The organism is Streptomyces sp. NPDC058371 (assembly GCF_042723265.1).
GTDB lineage: Bacteria > Actinomycetota > Actinomycetes > Streptomycetales > Streptomycetaceae > Streptomyces.
Map to the genome: position 1 here is coordinate 272,404 of NZ_JBHXJC010000003.1, position 14,210 is coordinate 286,613.

Consider the following 14,210-nt stretch of genomic DNA (forward strand, 5'->3'; position numbering starts at 1 on the left):
GGACGGGGACGGGGATGCGGACGGGAACGCGGACCCCGGCGTACGCGGGCAGCCGGCCGTGGGCTCACCCCCGGCCCAGTACCACCGTCCCCGAAGAGCAGAACCATCCGCCGGTCCCCGAGGCGACGGCCAGTTCCGGCAGGCGGCCGCCGGCCTTGTGCACCTGGCGTTCCCCGGCCTCTCCGCGCAACTGCCGTACCGCCTCCACGAGCAGGAACAGCCCCCGCATTCCCGGGTGCTGGGCGGAGAGGCCGCCCCCGTCGGTGTTCACCGGCAGGTCCCCGTTCAGCGTCAGCCGCCCCTTCTCCACGAAGGCGCCGCCCTCCCCCTTGGCGCAGAAGCCCAGGTCCTCCAGCGTCACGAGTGTCATGTAGGTGAAGGCGTCGTAGATCTCGGCGAGGTCCATCTCGTCGGGGCGCAGGCCGGCGCGTTCGAACGCGAGCCGTCCGCTCACCGTCGCCGGGGACACGGTGAAGTCCGCCCACTCGGACATCGTGGTGTGCGAGACGTGCTCCCCGGTGCCGAGGATCCACACCGGGTCCGTACGGCAGTCGCGTACGTACTCCTCGGCCGCCAGCAGGACCGCCGCGCCGCCGTCGGAGCGGATGCAGCAGTGCAGCTTGGTGAACGGGTCCGCGATCATCGGGCCCGACAGGACGTCGTCGACGGTGATCGGGTCGCGGAACATGGCCTGCGGGTTGTCCGCCGCGTTCGCGCGCGCCTGTACGGCGACGGAGGCGAGCTGTTCGAGCGTGGTGCCGTACTGGTGCATGTGCCGGCGCGCGGCCATCGCGTACTTGGCGACGAGGGTGTGGCCGTACGGGACCTCGAACTGGAGCGGCCCGCGGGCACCGAACGACAGATTGCCGGTACGGCGGCCGGCCTTGATGTCGGCGCGGGCGGTGGAGCCGTAGACCAGCAGGACGGCGTTCGCATGGCCCGCGGCGATCGCGTCGGCCGCGTGGGCGGCCATGACCTCCCAGGTGGAGCCGCCGACCGAGGTGGAGTCCACCCAGCAGGGCTTCAGCCCGAGGTACTCCGCCACTTCTATCGGGGCGAGGGTGCCGAGGCCAGCGGACGCGAGACCGTCGACCACCTCCCGGCCCAGCCCCGAGTCGGCCAGCGCGCGACGGGCGGCCTGGGCGTGCAGGGCGTAGGGCGTCGCCTCGTCCACACGGCCGCAGTCGGAGAGCGAGACGCCGACGACGGCGACCTTGCGCTTCCCCACAGCGCCGGAGCCGGAACCTGAACCGGAGGTGGAGCCGGAGCCGGTGACCGAGTCGGTGACCGAGCCCGAGCTGGGGCCGTGTCCGGTGGTCCGGGGTAGCCGGGGAGTCCCAGGGGGCGTTGGGGTCATGAATCTGACGGTACATCAGACAATGGCGGTCGCGGGAGGGCGTCACGCCCCTGTGCATCTGCCTGGCACCGCCCTAATATGACGGACCGTCAGATCTGGAGCCGGAGCCCGGTTGTCGGGAACCGGCCCGGGGGAGGAGCCCGCCCATGGACGCCCGCTTCACCGCCGAACAGGACGAAATCCGGCGAACGGTACGGGAGTTGCTGCTCAAACGGTGCGGGCCGGAGGAGGTGCGGGCCGCGGTCGGGACCCCCGCCGGATACGACGGGGCGCTATGGGAGGGGCTCGCGCGCCAGCTCGGACTGCCCGGACTCGCCTTCCCCGAGACCTACGGCGGTGTCGGCTGCTCGGTGACCGAACTCGCCCTGGCCTGCGAGGAGTCGGGACGCGCCCTGGCCCCCTCCCCGCTGCTGTCCACGGCCGTGCTGGCCGCGCCGCTGATCCTGGCCCTCGGCACCGAGGCCCAGCGCGTCGAGCTGCTGCCCCGGATCGCGGCCGGGGAACTGACCGCGGCCCTCGTCGTGCCGGGGGCCGGCCTCGCCACCGCCCTCGCCCTGGTCGGCGACAACCGCGGGGACTGGGCGGGCGGCGGACGCGCCGGTGGCGTACAGGCCAGGCGGGCCGCCGGCGGGTGGCGCCTCTACGGACAGGCGTCCCAGGTGCTCGACGGACACAGCGCCGGGCTTCTCGTGGTCGCCGCCCACACCGGCGGCTTCGCCCGGTCACGTACGCAGCTGTTCCTCGTACGACCGGGAGAAGGTGGGGGAGGGGGAGTCGACGGGCTCGTCCGGGTGCGGCAGACGTCGCTGGACGCGACGCGGCCCCAGGCGCGGATCGAACTGCGGGAGGTGGCGGCCGAGTTGCTCGGAGACGAGGCGGCCGATGGTCGCGGCCCCGAGGCCGCCGATGTGCCCGGCGCGCTCGCCCGCGTCGGGGACGCGGCCGCCGCCGTCCTCGCCGCGGAGGCCGTCGGCGCCGCGGACCGTGCGCTGGAACGGACGGTGGAGTACGTGCAGCAGCGGGAGCAGTTCGGGCGGGCGATCGGCTCGTTCCAGGCGGTCAAGCACCGGCTCGCGGATGTGTACGTCCAGGTGCAGGCCGCGCGCTCGGCGGCGTACTACGCGGCCTGGGCGAGCGGCACGGGCGGCGGTGAGCGGGTGGACGGTGAGCGGGTCGACGGTGCCGGCAGGGGTGAGGGGCCGGCCGCCGCGGGGGCCGGCGAGCGGGTCGGAGGCGGAGGGGTCGCGCAGTCTGCCGGTGAGCGGGTCGGCGGCCTTGCTCTCGCGCAGGCGCTGGAGGCGCTGCGCACCGCGGCCTCCGAAGGGATCCAGCTGCACGGAGGAATCGGTTTCACCTGGGAGCACGAGGCGCATCTGTACTTCAAGCGGGCATCGGGCGACGAGCTGCTGTTCGGGCCGGTGCACCGGCTGCGGGCGCACGCGGCGGACGCGGCGCGACTGTTCGACGCGGGAGAGGTGGCGGTCTGATGGCGCCGGGAGTCCGGCTGGTGCAGAAGGTGTCGTCGACCCGGACGTTCGCCCGGATCGCGCCGCATGTCGTCCCCGCCCTCGACCGTGCCGTGCACCGGCTGACCCGCGGCAAGGTGCTGCTCAGCGCCCAGATGCTGCCCGGCGTCATCCTCACGGCGCGTGGTGCCAGAAGCGGGCTGCCACGGCGGACGCCGCTGGCGTGCATGCCGGAAGGTGCGCCTGGGGCCGCGGCCCCGGACAGCTGGATTCTCGTCGGGTCCAACTTCGGCCGTACGGGCCACCCGGCGTGGACCGCCAACCTGTTGGCGCATCCGGAGGCCGAGGTCAGCTGGAAGGGGCGGGACGTTCCCGTCACGGCGCGCCTCCTGGAGGGGGCCGAGCGGGCCGCGGTCTGGCAGACGGCGCTGGCCTTCTGGCCGCCGTACGCCACGTACCAGGCGCGGATCAGCCGCGAGATCCGGCTGTTCCGGATCGTCCGGCGGTGAGCACGGGGCGTGGGCTGTGCACCCGGCGGTGAGCGCGGGGCGTGGGCTGTGCACCCCGCGGTGATCAGGGGGCGTGGGCTGCTCCACCGGCAGTGAGCGCGGGGTTCGGGCTGTCCACCGGCGGTGATCAGAGCGCGGCGAGTGGCTCCACCGGCGGTGACCGCAGCGCGGCGAGTCGCTCCACCGGCAGGAACCCGCCGATGCCGAGCATGGTTGCTCGAGAGTGATCGCCCGCACAGCGCAGCGGGCGGCAGTCCACCGGAGTGGACTGCCGCCCGCATGACAGGACTTGGGCCGGGCAGAAAGGGCGGAGTTACTTCGTCGGCTTCTTGCCCGTCACGCCGAGGTGCACCAACAGGGCGAGATTCGGCTTGAGTTCAGCCTGCTTGACGCCCCACGACTGGAAGCCCTTCTGGTGCGAGGCGACCGCCGCGAGCATGGCGACGAGCGAACCGGCCATCGCCGCCGGGTTCACGTCCTTGTCGATCTTTCCCTTGGACTGGAGCTCGGTGATGGAGTCTGTCAGGGAGTTGTTCACGGAGTTCAGGATCTTCATACGGATCTTGTAGAACCGCTTGTCGCCCTCGGCGGCGCCCAGGTCGACGACGCGCAGGATCGCGTCGTTGCGGCGCCAGAACTCCAGGAACCCGTCGACGAGTTCCTGCGCGGTGGTCCAGCCGGCCTTGCCGACCCAGGAGCGGCCCGCGAGCAGCTGGGTCAACCCGGCGCCCTCCGCCGCCATTTGCTCGGCGATCTCCAGGACGGCGCCTTCGACGTCCGGAAAGTACTGGTAGAAGGTCGCCGGGGAAGTGCCCGCCTTCCGGGCGACATCAATGACTTTGACGTCCCGGTAGGGCGACGAGCTGAGCATTTCGCTGAGGCAGTCGAGCAGCTTCTGCCTGGTCGCCTGCCCACGCCGTCCGGCGACACGGCCGTCGACGGTACGCACTTGTCCTGTCATGCCGTCAGCTTACCGAGGGGTGATCGGAGCGCGATTCGGCCGACTGCAAATGGGGAGTGGACCCCGTCCTGAGGCGTGGGGAGACGCATGATCAGGGCCACCGGAGGCCTCTGGGAGCTCATCCTTCCCGCCGCCCGGTGGCAGAGCCGGGCGCATCCTTCCTCCCGCCCGGTGAACAGGGCCGGGCCCCTCACGCCCCCCGCCCGGTGAACGGGGCCGCCTCCGCGCTTCTCCCCGCCCGGTGTCAGGGCCGCGCCCACCGTGCGGGGGGCGTGAGGGGCCATTAGCTTGGCGGCATGGCCGAATCCACGGCATCTGCCGCATCTGGCGCATCCGCCCCGTTCGCGGAGGGCGCCCCCTGCTGGGTCGACGCCCAGCTCTCCGACGTCGAGGCGGGCAAGCGTTTCTACGGTGACCTCTTCGGGTGGACCTTCGAGACGGCGTACAGCACTCCTCGTATTCCTCGGATCCCCCGGGGCCCGCGGGACGCCACCGGGGAGCGGAGCACCTCCGAGTGGGCGTACCGCGACGGAGAGTCCGTGGCGGCCCTCGTGCCCAAGCGGGACGGACGGATGCCCACGGTGTGGACGGTGTACTTCGCCACCCCGGACGCGACCGCTCTCGTCGAGCGGATCCGCGCGGCCGGCGGGCAGGTGATCACGGAAGCCGTGCCGGTGGACTCCCTCGGTACGACGGTGCTGGCCGCGGACCCGCAGGGTGCCGTCTTCGGCCTCTGGCAGCCCGACAGCCACCCCGGCTTCGGCCGGCACCACGAGCCGGGCTCCTTCTGCTGGGCCGAGCTGTACGACCGCGAGCCGGCCGACGACTTCTACGAGGACGTCTTCGACAGCGGCAAACAGCCCGACGTGGGCCGCGCCGCCGTGTCCGACGTCTTCCCCGTCGAGATGCCGCCGCACTTCCTCGTCCATTTCGGGGTACCGGACTGCGAGGCCGTGCTGGAGACGGTGCAGCGGCTCGGCGGCCGCGTCCAGAAGCCGCCGTTCGACACCTCGTACGGAAGGGTGGCCGTGGTCACGGACAATCAGGGGGCGTCGTTCGCGGTGCTGCAACGCTGAGACGAGCTCCCGCTCGGGCGTTCCACCATCCGGCCGCCGCTTCTCAGGAGACGTGCGGCATGGTTTTGTCCTGAGACACCCCGATCCGCCCCCGGGTTCGCAACCAGTGCCCAGGACAGGAAGAATCAGGGTGCGTGCCGCCATGGCGGTTCGGTGGTGAGACGCTGCACGGGGCCGCGTTCATACGTGGATGACGTGGCCCGTACGGGGAGGTGGCAGGCAAGTGGTGGATCAGCTGACGCAGCACGATCCGCGGCGGATCGGGCCGTTCGAGGTGCTGGGACGGCTGGGTGCGGGCGGCATGGGGCTGGTCTATCTCGCGCGCTCGGCGTCCGGCCGGCGGGTGGCGATCAAGACGGTCAGGACGGAGCTCGCCGAGGACCAGCTGTTCCGGGTCCGCTTCACCCGCGAGGTCGAGGCGGCGCGCGCCGTGTCCGGCTTCTACACGGCGGCCGTGGTCGACGCCGACCCCCGGGCCGCGGTGCCGTGGCTGGCCACCGCCTATGTGCCCGCGCCCTCGCTCGAAGAGATAGTGAATGAGTGCGGGCCCATGCCGGCCCAGGCGGTGCGATGGCTCGCGGCGGGTGTGGCCGAGGCCCTCCAGTCCATCCACGGCGCCGGTCTCGTCCACCGCGACCTCAAGCCGTCGAACGTGCTCGTCGTCGAGGACGGCCCCCGCGTCATCGACTTCGGCATCGCCTCCGGCGTCTCCAACACCCGTCTGACCATGACGAACGTCGCCGTCGGCACGCCCGCGTACATGTCGCCCGAGCAGGCGAAGGACTCGCGCAGCGTCACCGGTGCGAGTGATGTCTTCTCGCTCGGCTCGATGCTCGTCTTCGCCGCCACCGGCCATGCGCCCTTCCACGGCGCGAACCCGGTCGAGACGGTCTTCATGCTGCTGCGCGAGGGCCCGGATCTGGAGGGCCTCCCCGAGGAGCTGCGCCCCCTCATCGAGTCCTGCATGCAGATGGATGCGACGAGCCGCCCCAACCCGGCCGACCTCCAGGCCCAGCTGGCACCGCACCTCTTCGGCTCCGGCTCCGACGACAGCGGTACGGCGTCGGCGTGGCTGCCCGAGCGCGCGGTGGGCCTGATCGAGACGCGCCGCGGTGGCCGTCCGCCCGTGAAGGCGGCGTCGTCGGGCCGCAGCGGCGGACGGGGCAGTGTCGCCGCGCCCCCCGTGGTGCCGCCCGTCCCGCAGCACGCTCCCGCGCCGCTGTCCGTAGGGGCGCCCGACACCGGCCCGGTGCGGCTGGCGGGCGCCCGGGTGCCGATCGGGCCCGGTCCGCGGGTCGCGGACGCCCGCGCCGCCGCGGTGAAGGCGCCTCCTCCGGAGGCGGGCCTCGCCGCGTCCTGGTCCCGCCCGCGCGCCGGCGTGAACGGCGCCGACCCCGCGCCCACCGTCGCACCTCCGCCCCCGGAAGCGCCCGCCGGCTGGCGGCCGTGGCGTTTCCGCATGTCGAACGACGTCTGGGGGACCCCCGTCGTCGCGGACGACCTCGTGTACGTCACCTCCTTCGAGGTCCACGCGCTGGACGTGGCCACGGGCCGGCGCCGCTTCAAGACGCGGGACGTCGCCTGGTCGATGGCGGTCGCGGACGGCCGTATCCACGCCTCCGACGGCCCCACGCTCTTCGCCCTGGACGCCCGGGAGGGCGCCGACCTCTGGCGGCTGTCCACCGACGCCTGGGTGTACTCCCTCAAGGCCGACCGGGGCACCGTCGTCACCGGCACCCGCGGCGGCGGCGTCCAGGCCTGGGAGGCCGGCAACGGCCAGAAGCTGTGGGAGATCTCCGGCGCCCAGACCGACTTCGAGTCCCCGGAGGCCGGGCCCGCCGTCCACGACGGCACGGTGTACGTGTGGAAGGACGCGCGGCTGCGTGCCCTGGAGGCCCGCACCGGCGAGGAGCGCTGGTCGTACCCCATCGGTGACGCGGCCTCCTGCGGTGGCGTCCCCGTCCGGCTGACCCACGCCTCCGACGGCTATGTGTACGTCTCCGCCGGCACCCGCGTCCTCGCCATCGACGTGTCGAGCGGTCACGTCCGCTGGCACTTCGAGGCCCCGGCCGTCTTCCTCTGCCCGCCCACCTTCGCGCCGGGCCCCGCGGTGACCGGCGGCGGTGTCTACCTCGCCGACTACCTCGGCACCGTGTACGCACTCGACGCCACCGACGGCCGCGACCGCTGGCGCATCGCCACCGAGTCCCGCTCCTCCATCGAGCCCGTCCTGGTCTCCACCGGCCACGTCCACGTCGGCAGCGGCAAGGGCCTCTACACCCTCGACGCGGTCACCGGCACCCCCAAATGGCGCTTCCAGGCCGGCGGCGACATCGTCGGCGCCCCCGCCGTCGCCGAGGGCCGCATCCACTTCGGCTCCACCGACCACCTCCTCTACACCCTCAAGGCCGACGACGGCCGCCTCCGCTGGAAACTCGCCACCGGCGGCGAGATCACCGGCGCCCCCGTCGTCAAGGACGGCGTCGTCTACGCCTGCAGCAAGGACCGCTGCGTGTACGCCCTTGACGCGGAGAAGGGCACGGGCACGGCCCGGACGGGATGATGTGACTCCGCCCGGGGTGGGCGTGAGTCTTCAGGGGGCTGGCATGGTGACGCTTGGCCCGTGTGGGCGTGAGCCTTCAGGCGGCCCGGGACGGAGGGGACCAGCTTTCAGCCCGTCCGGCGTTCGAGGACGAGGCCGTCCAGGCCGATACGGGGCCGGGGCGGAGCCCCAGGCAGGTGACGGAACCCACGTCACTCATGATCCGGCGGCGGCCGACGCCACGTGGCGGTAGGCGCATCAGACCCCGGCTCGCCGGACTCCCGCTCCCGCTCCCGAGGCGGCGCCTCATACGGCGCCGGCTCCGCAGGCCCGTACGGCCCCGGCCGATCCCCAGGCTCAGGCTCCGCCGGCGGCAACCGGCGATCGCGACCCCGGCGACCCCCACCCCGCCCCCGCATGAAGAGCGCCGCGATCAGCAGCAGCACACCGCCTCCGAAGGCACCGGCGACCCCCGTGCCGAGCCCGTTCCCGTTGCTGTCGACGGTCAGACCGCTCTCCGCCTGCCCGACCCGCACCATCCACAGGACGGTGAAGGCGAGCACGATCACGCCCGCCAGGGCGACCAGCGACCGCGACCGCAGCAGAATCCCGGCGAGCGTGACGACCGCCGCGACGGCGAACGGCAGCACGACCGAGGCGAACAGCGCGGCACGGACGTCAGTGACTCCGGGCCCGGAGAACAGGTCGCCGAGGCGGTAGTACCGCCCGAGACGGCCGTCGTACCAGGCACGGAAGGGGCTCCAGACGGCGGCCGCCGCTCCGATGAGCGCGAGCACCGACCCGAGTACGTTGCGCACCATACGAGGGGCCTCCTCACAGCTCTCGCTCACGACGCTACGCCCGGCGCGCGGTACCCGCCATGCGGTGTGACTCGTGTGACTGGCGTCAGTAGGGTGGCGGAATGCAAAAACGGGGACGCAGGCTCAAATTCACAGCGGTACTGGCCATGGTGGTGCTCGCCCTGACGGGTTTCTCGACGGGGCGTCACGGGAGCAGCAAGAGCCGGCACAGCAGCGGCGGCGGGGGCGGCGGTTGCAGCAGCTCCAGCCAGAACCACGACAGTTCGTCGACGTCGAGCGGCGGCTCGTACAGCTCCGGTTCGACGACATCGGGATCGTCCGACGACTACGACGACTCGTACGGCGACAGCACGAGCACGAGCAGCAGCGGCAGTTCGTACAACCGGCGTCCGAACCACCGCTCCACCCCGAGCTCCTCCTCCACCGGCAAGAGCACCCTGGAGGACGGGACGGCGAAGCTGATCAGCTGCGCGACCAAGAAGAAGCCGTACGCGACCGTCGAGGTCACGAACCCGAACTCGCGCAAGGCCACCTTCTGGACCTCGGTCACCTTCAAGGACGACGCGGACATCTGGATCACCGACGAGTACGCGGAGGTCAGCGTGCCCGCGAAGGGCAAGGCGACCGTCCGTGTGAACGTCGGCGGCTCCGGCCTGGTCGACTCGGTCGACCACTGCGAGGTCGACCGACTGGCCACAGCCCACAGCTGACGGCACCGCGACCGTCCCCCGGCCCGAGCCCCGCCGACTGCCGCCCCGTCCCCTTCACCGGCACTGGGCGCACGGCGGTCGGGCCGGGCTCACCGCACTCGAAACCCGCCGGACCGTCGCGCGGCGAACAGTTCCGCCTGCCGCTCCGGAGGCAGATTGCCGAGCGCGATGAGGTGCGGCGCCTGCGCGAAGGCGTGGGCGCTGGCTGCCTCCCGCGCCGTCCACAGGGCACGGACCGTGCCCTGCACGGCCTCTGGAGGGTAGGAGGCGATGACCGTCGCGCAGTGCACGGCCGCCGCCAACGCGGTGCCGGGCGCGGTCAGTTCGGACACCAGCCCGACCTCGTACGCCCGCCGCGCGGAGATCCGTTCGGCGGTGCCCATGAGCGCCATCCGGGCAGCCTCCCCGTACGGCATCCGCAACGCCATGTGTATGGACTCGTAGGCGCTGACCATGCCGTACGTGGTGTGCGGATCGAAGAACGTGGCGGTCTCGTCCGCGACGACGAACTCCGCCTCGCCCAGCAGATAGAAGGCCCCACCGCAGGCCATTCCCTGGACCGCTGCGATGAGCGGCTTCCACAGGTCGTTCGCCTTCGGACCGATCGCGAGGAGCGGATCATCCATCATGTACGGGGAGTTGGGCTGGGCCACGTCCACGCCCCGGTCGATGCCCGTGCAGAAGGCCCGCTCGCCCGCACCGGTGACGACGACGGCCCGTACGGAGTCGTCGAACCGGAACTCCCGCCAGGCAGCGGCCAGTTCGGCAGCCGTGGCCAGGTCGATCGCGTTGAGCCGCTCCGGCCGGTCGAGGGTGAGGACGGCCACGCCGGTGTCCTTGTCGGTGCTGACGCGCAGGCCGCCGCTCATGGCCGCTCCAGCACCCAGCGGGGCAGGCACACCCCGGCGGATCCCGTGCCGTCCTCGGATCCCGTGCCGTCCTCGGTTCCGGCGCCGGGCCGCGTGAAGACGACCTGGACTCGCGCCCCGATCCGGATCCGTTCCGGATCAACGGAGTTGAGAGGAGCGTCGGGACCGCTGACCAGATTCCCCACGAGCCGGATCCGCGGTGCCTCGGCCAGTTCCACCACGATCGCGTTGTACGGCGCCTGCGCCGCGTAGGCCGGGAGCAGCGGCGGATGCGGGACGACGTACGACCAGATCCGGCCCCGTCCGCTCATTCTGCGCCACTCGCTGTCGAAGGAGTGGCAGTGCGGGCAGCAGGGGCGGGGCGGAAAGCGGAGCTCGCCGCAGTCGGGGGCGGCGCAGGCCTGGACGCGGAGTTCGCCGCGGGCCGCGTACCGCCAGAAGGGGGCGCCGTCGTCGTCGGGGACGGGGGTGAGGAGCGTGTCGCGGGTTGCGGTCATGTCGGCTCCTTAGGCCCTGAGGAGCAGGGCGGAGGTCGGGACCCCTTCCCCGGCCGTGACCAGGCAGGTTGCGGCGTCGGGGACTTGGGCGGTGCTCGTGCCGCGCAGTTGCTTCACGCCCTCGTTGATGAGGTTGAAGCCGTGCACGTACGCCTCCGAGAGGCCACCGCCGCCGGTGTTGAGGGGCAGCCGCCCGCCGATCTCCAGCGCGCCCCCCTCGGTGAACGCCCCGCCCTCGCCGCGGGCGCAGAAGCCGTACCCCTCCAGGGAGAGCGGTATGAGGGGGGTGAAGGCGTCGTAGATCTGGGCGACGTCCACGTCCTCCGGGGTGAAGTCGGCGTGCTTCCAGAGGTGGCGCGCGGCGGTCCAGGCGGGGCCGGTGAGGGGGTCGTCGTTCCAGTAGTTGACCATCCCGTGGTGCTGGGCGGGCAGGCCCTGGGCGACGGAGTGGATGTAGGCGGGCGGCTGCCGGCAGTCGCGTGCCCGCTCGGCGGAGACGATGACGCAGGCCAACGCCCCGTCCGTCTCGAGGCAGTTGTCGAAGAGGCAGAGGGGCTCGCTGATCCAGCGCGAGGTCATGTACATCTCGCGGGTCAGCGGGCGCTCGTACATCAGGGCAGCGGGATTCTGGTTGGCGCGGTTGCGGCAGGCGAGCGCGACATGGAACAGGTGGTCCCGGGTGGCGCCGTACTCGTGCATGTACCGGCGGGCGAGCATGGCGATCTCGTCGGCCGGGCGGAGCAGCCCGAAGGGCCGGGTCCACTGGGCGGGGGTGGGGAGTTGCACGGTGGTGTTCTTCCAGGGCCGGGGTCCGCTGCCGCGCTTGCGCGACCGCCAGGCGACACCGACCGTGGCCTGGCCGGTGGCGACGGCGGCGGCGAGATGGGCGACGGTGGCGCAGGAACCGCCGCCGCCGTAGCCGACCTTGCTGAAGTGGGTGAGGTCGCCGAAGCCCAGGGACTTGGCCACCTCGACCTCGTCGGTCTCCTCCATGGTGTAGGAGGCGAGGCCGTCGACCTCGGCGGGTGCGATGCCGGCATCGTCGAGCGCGGCGAGGATCGCCCGGCAGGCCAACGCCTTCTCCGACTCCGGGAGTTGCTTGGCGAAGGCCGTCTGTCCGATGCCGACGATCGCGGTGGCGTCCTTGATCCCGGCGGAGTGTCCGGGCCGGCGGGACGGAGATCTGCGGCGCGCGGGGCTCGCGTCGCCGCCGGGCGCGGGGCCGGCGACCTGCTGCCCCGCTCCGACGTCCGTACCCGTGCCCGTACCCGTACCCAAGCCCGCGCTCGCGGCCCTGCTCGCCCTCGGTCCTCCGGCCGTGCCCGCCGTTCTGCTTCCCGCCATGGGTCCACCTCCGCACGCCGTCCCGGCTGCTGACAGGGCGTCAGGCTACAGCTAATCTGACGGGTAGTCAGCTAGTGGTGTCGGGGTCGTGGGGAGGCGTGCGATGCGCGGGGACCTGGAGTGGGGCAGCATCCCGGGGCTGGTACGGGCGGCGGCCGAGCGGTACGGCGACGCCGAGGCGGTCGTCGAGGGCCGTACTCGTGTCTCGTACGCGGAGTTGGGCGCGCGGGTGGAGCGGGCGACGGCGGCCTGTCTGGCGAACGGGGTGCGGCTCGGCGACCGGGTGGCGATCTGGGCGCCCAACACCCTGGACTGGATCGTCTCCGCCCTCGGCGCCGTCTGTGCCGGCGCGGTCCTGGTCCCGCTGAACACCCGCTTCAAGGGGGCGGAGGCGGCGTACGTCCTGTCCCGGAGCCGGGCGAAGCTGCTGTTCGTGACGGGCACCTTCCTCGGGACGTCGTACGTGGCGTCGCTGCGGCGGGCCGCGGGGGAGGGGGACGGGCCGGGGCCGCTGCCTGGGCTGCCGCATCTGGAGCAGGTGGTCGTGCTCTCGGACGACGCCCCGGCCGACTTCCGTACCTGGAAGGACTTCCTGGCGGGCGGGGAGGGAGTGGGGCCGGCCGAGACCCGGGCACGTGGCGAGGGCATCTCCGGTTCCTCCCCCTCGGACATCGTCTTCACGTCGGGGACGACGGGGCGCCCCAAGGGAGCGGTGATCACCCATGCGCAGACGCTGCGTGCGTACGCCGTGTGGTGCGAGCTGTCCGGTCTGCGCGAGGGCGACCGCTATCTGATCGTGAACCCCTTCTTCCACACGTTCGGCTACAAGGCGGGGATCGTGGCCTGTCTCATGCGGGGCGCGACGATGATCCCGCAGCCGGTGTTCAGCGTCGACACGGTCCTCGCGAACGTGGCCGCGGAGCGCGTCTCGGTCCTGCCGGGCCCGCCCACACTCCACCAGTCCCTGCTGGACCACCCGTCCCGGGACGCGTACGACCTGTCGGCGCTGCGGCTGGTGGTGACCGGGGCTGCGGTGGTCCCGCTGCGGCTGGTGGAGCGCCTGAGGACGGAGCTGAGGATCGGCACGGTCCTGACGGCGTACGGGCTCTCCGAAGCGAGCGGCATCGTCACGATGTGCCGGCGCGGGGACGCGCCACCGGTGATCGCCGCGACGTCGGGGCGCGCCATTCCGGGCACGGAGGTCCGGGTCGTGGACGCGTCCGGCACCGCCGTAGCGCCCGGGTCCCCCGGCGAGATCCTGGTCCGCGGCTTCAACGTCATGCGGGGCTACTTCGAGGACGGCCCCGCCACCGACGCCGTACTGAGCCCCGACGGCTGGCTGCGCACCGGCGACGTCGGCGTACTGGACCACGACGGCAATCTGCGCATCACCGACCGCATCAAGGACATGTTCATCGTCGGCGGCTTCAACGCGTACCCCGCCGAGATAGAGCAGCTCCTCGGCCTCCACCCCGACGTGGCCGACGTCGCCGTCATCGGCGTCCCCGACCCCCGCCTCGGCGAGGTCGGCAAGGCCTACGTCGTCCGCCGCCCCACCACCACCCTCACCGCCGACGACCTGATCGCCTGGTCCCGCCGCGAGATGGCCAACTACAAGGTCCCGCGCACCGTGGAATTCGTACACGAACTCCCGCGCAACGCCGGCGGGAAGGTGGTTAAGGGGGAGCTGCGGGCCAGGACCTAGGCGTTCTCGGACGTGATGTGGGTGTTGTCCGTATGTGCCACACCGCTGTTCTGCGCGGCGGTGTCGGCGAGCGCCAGGGCCGAGGTGGCGGCGACGGTGGCCGCGGCGAGGGCGAGGGTGATCAGGGCCTTCTTGGTGCGGGTCATGGCGACTCCTGTGGCTGAGAGGGCGTCCGGACTCCGGGTGACCGCCACGGCAGGCGGGTCCGGAAGACGGACGCCGGGTGCCCGCCGGGGGGGGGAGTTGACAAGGCAAACGCGAGAAACACCCCCAGCACGGCGGGCCCCCCCCCCCACCCCCCCCTACCAGCCCCACACGGGGGGGAGGGTCGATGCAGGTTACAGCCCGTGGGT

At 72.5% G+C, this 14,210-nt stretch carries 13 protein-coding genes; 6 read left to right on the top strand and 7 right to left on the bottom strand.

The features are described 5' to 3' along the window. Positions 1–64: 64 nt before the first annotated feature. On the bottom strand, positions 65–1,357 hold the full coding sequence (locus ACFWM2_RS12850; RefSeq protein ID WP_383277261.1) for an acetyl-CoA acetyltransferase: 1,293 nt from the start codon (positions 1,355–1,357) through the stop codon (positions 65–67). Between the two features lie 146 nt (positions 1,358–1,503). Between ACFWM2_RS12850 and ACFWM2_RS12855 the strand changes: the two genes are divergently transcribed. Both ACFWM2_RS12855 and ACFWM2_RS12860 read left to right on the top strand, forming a co-directional pair. Next, positions 1,504–2,844, top strand: a complete 1,341-nt coding sequence (locus tag ACFWM2_RS12855; RefSeq protein ID WP_383277264.1) for an acyl-CoA dehydrogenase family protein — start codon at positions 1,504–1,506, stop codon at positions 2,842–2,844. Further along, positions 2,844–3,332 carry a nitroreductase family deazaflavin-dependent oxidoreductase gene (locus ACFWM2_RS12860; RefSeq protein ID WP_383277267.1) on the top strand — a complete coding sequence of 163 codons (489 nt, stop codon included), beginning with the start codon at positions 2,844–2,846 and terminating at the stop codon, positions 3,330–3,332. Before ACFWM2_RS12855 ends, ACFWM2_RS12860 begins: the two co-directional genes overlap by 1 nt. Before the next feature lie 313 nt (positions 3,333–3,645). On the opposite strand, the gene ACFWM2_RS12865 is transcribed toward ACFWM2_RS12860, so the two are convergent. Beyond that, positions 3,646–4,293: a TetR family transcriptional regulator gene (locus ACFWM2_RS12865; RefSeq protein ID WP_383277270.1), complete on the bottom strand. Its 648-nt coding sequence runs from the start codon at positions 4,291–4,293 to the stop codon at positions 3,646–3,648. A 296-nt stretch (positions 4,294–4,589) separates the two neighbouring features. On the opposite strand from ACFWM2_RS12865, the gene ACFWM2_RS12870 reads away from it, so the two are divergent. Beyond that, entirely contained in the window at positions 4,590–5,369 is a 780-nt protein-coding gene (locus ACFWM2_RS12870) for a VOC family protein (protein ID WP_383277273.1), read from the top strand. 223 nt (positions 5,370–5,592) lie between these two features. Beyond that, positions 5,593–7,932 (top strand): PQQ-binding-like beta-propeller repeat protein, encoded by a 2,340-nt coding sequence (locus ACFWM2_RS12875; protein WP_383277276.1) that lies wholly within the window; start codon positions 5,593–5,595, stop codon positions 7,930–7,932. Between the two features lie 191 nt (positions 7,933–8,123). Here the strand turns inward: ACFWM2_RS12875 and ACFWM2_RS12880 are convergent, their stop codons facing one another. Next, positions 8,124–8,732: a hypothetical protein gene (locus tag ACFWM2_RS12880; protein ID WP_383277278.1), complete on the bottom strand. Its 609-nt coding sequence runs from the start codon at positions 8,730–8,732 to the stop codon at positions 8,124–8,126. 101 nt (positions 8,733–8,833) lie between these two features. On the opposite strand from ACFWM2_RS12880, the gene ACFWM2_RS12885 reads away from it, so the two are divergent. Further along, entirely contained in the window at positions 8,834–9,442 is a 609-nt protein-coding gene (locus tag ACFWM2_RS12885; protein ID WP_383277281.1) for a hypothetical protein, read from the top strand. An 89-nt stretch (positions 9,443–9,531) separates the two neighbouring features. Here ACFWM2_RS12885 and ACFWM2_RS12890 read toward each other — a convergent pair whose 3' ends face one another. From ACFWM2_RS12890 to ACFWM2_RS12900, 3 genes are read right to left on the bottom strand one after another with little or no spacing between them, the layout of a single operon-like run. Then, a complete protein-coding gene (locus ACFWM2_RS12890) occupies positions 9,532–10,311 on the bottom strand; it encodes an enoyl-CoA hydratase/isomerase family protein (protein ID WP_383277284.1) in 780 nt (259 codons plus the stop codon). Then, complete coding sequence (locus tag ACFWM2_RS12895; RefSeq protein WP_383277287.1) at positions 10,308–10,808, bottom strand: Zn-ribbon domain-containing OB-fold protein; 501 nt, start codon at positions 10,806–10,808, stop codon at positions 10,308–10,310. Before ACFWM2_RS12895 ends, ACFWM2_RS12890 begins: the two co-directional genes overlap by 4 nt. Before the next feature lie 9 nt (positions 10,809–10,817). After that, a complete protein-coding gene (locus tag ACFWM2_RS12900) occupies positions 10,818–12,152 on the bottom strand; it encodes a lipid-transfer protein (RefSeq protein ID WP_383277290.1) in 1,335 nt (444 codons plus the stop codon). Between the two features lie 103 nt (positions 12,153–12,255). On the opposite strand from ACFWM2_RS12900, the gene ACFWM2_RS12905 reads away from it, so the two are divergent. After that, positions 12,256–13,857 (top strand): FadD3 family acyl-CoA ligase, encoded by a 1,602-nt coding sequence (locus ACFWM2_RS12905; RefSeq protein WP_383277293.1) that lies wholly within the window; start codon positions 12,256–12,258, stop codon positions 13,855–13,857. On the opposite strand, the gene ACFWM2_RS12910 is transcribed toward ACFWM2_RS12905, so the two are convergent. Further along, positions 13,854–14,003 (bottom strand): hypothetical protein, encoded by a 150-nt coding sequence (locus ACFWM2_RS12910; RefSeq protein WP_383277296.1) that lies wholly within the window; start codon positions 14,001–14,003, stop codon positions 13,854–13,856. The two genes, ACFWM2_RS12905 and ACFWM2_RS12910, sit on opposite strands and share 4 nt — an antisense overlap. Between the last annotated feature and the right edge of the window lie 207 nt (positions 14,004–14,210).

Excerpts from the sequence above, each read along its gene's own strand:
- ACFWM2_RS12850 (WP_383277261.1), bottom strand. The coding sequence starts at position 1,357 with ATGACCCCAACGCCCCCTGGGACTCCCCGGCTACCCCGGACCACCGGA.
- ACFWM2_RS12855 (WP_383277264.1), top strand. The coding sequence starts at position 1,504 with ATGGACGCCCGCTTCACCGCCGAACAGGACGAAATCCGGCGAACGGTA.
- ACFWM2_RS12860 (WP_383277267.1), top strand. The coding sequence starts at position 2,844 with ATGGCGCCGGGAGTCCGGCTGGTGCAGAAGGTGTCGTCGACCCGGACG.
- ACFWM2_RS12865 (WP_383277270.1), bottom strand. The coding sequence starts at position 4,293 with ATGACAGGACAAGTGCGTACCGTCGACGGCCGTGTCGCCGGACGGCGT.
- ACFWM2_RS12870 (WP_383277273.1), top strand. The coding sequence starts at position 4,590 with ATGGCCGAATCCACGGCATCTGCCGCATCTGGCGCATCCGCCCCGTTC.
- ACFWM2_RS12880 (WP_383277278.1), bottom strand. The coding sequence starts at position 8,732 with ATGGTGCGCAACGTACTCGGGTCGGTGCTCGCGCTCATCGGAGCGGCG.
- ACFWM2_RS12885 (WP_383277281.1), top strand. The coding sequence starts at position 8,834 with ATGCAAAAACGGGGACGCAGGCTCAAATTCACAGCGGTACTGGCCATG.
- ACFWM2_RS12890 (WP_383277284.1), bottom strand. The coding sequence starts at position 10,311 with ATGAGCGGCGGCCTGCGCGTCAGCACCGACAAGGACACCGGCGTGGCC.
- ACFWM2_RS12895 (WP_383277287.1), bottom strand. The coding sequence starts at position 10,808 with ATGACCGCAACCCGCGACACGCTCCTCACCCCCGTCCCCGACGACGAC.
- ACFWM2_RS12900 (WP_383277290.1), bottom strand. The coding sequence starts at position 12,152 with ATGGCGGGAAGCAGAACGGCGGGCACGGCCGGAGGACCGAGGGCGAGC.
- ACFWM2_RS12905 (WP_383277293.1), top strand. The coding sequence starts at position 12,256 with ATGCGCGGGGACCTGGAGTGGGGCAGCATCCCGGGGCTGGTACGGGCG.
- ACFWM2_RS12910 (WP_383277296.1), bottom strand. The coding sequence starts at position 14,003 with ATGACCCGCACCAAGAAGGCCCTGATCACCCTCGCCCTCGCCGCGGCC.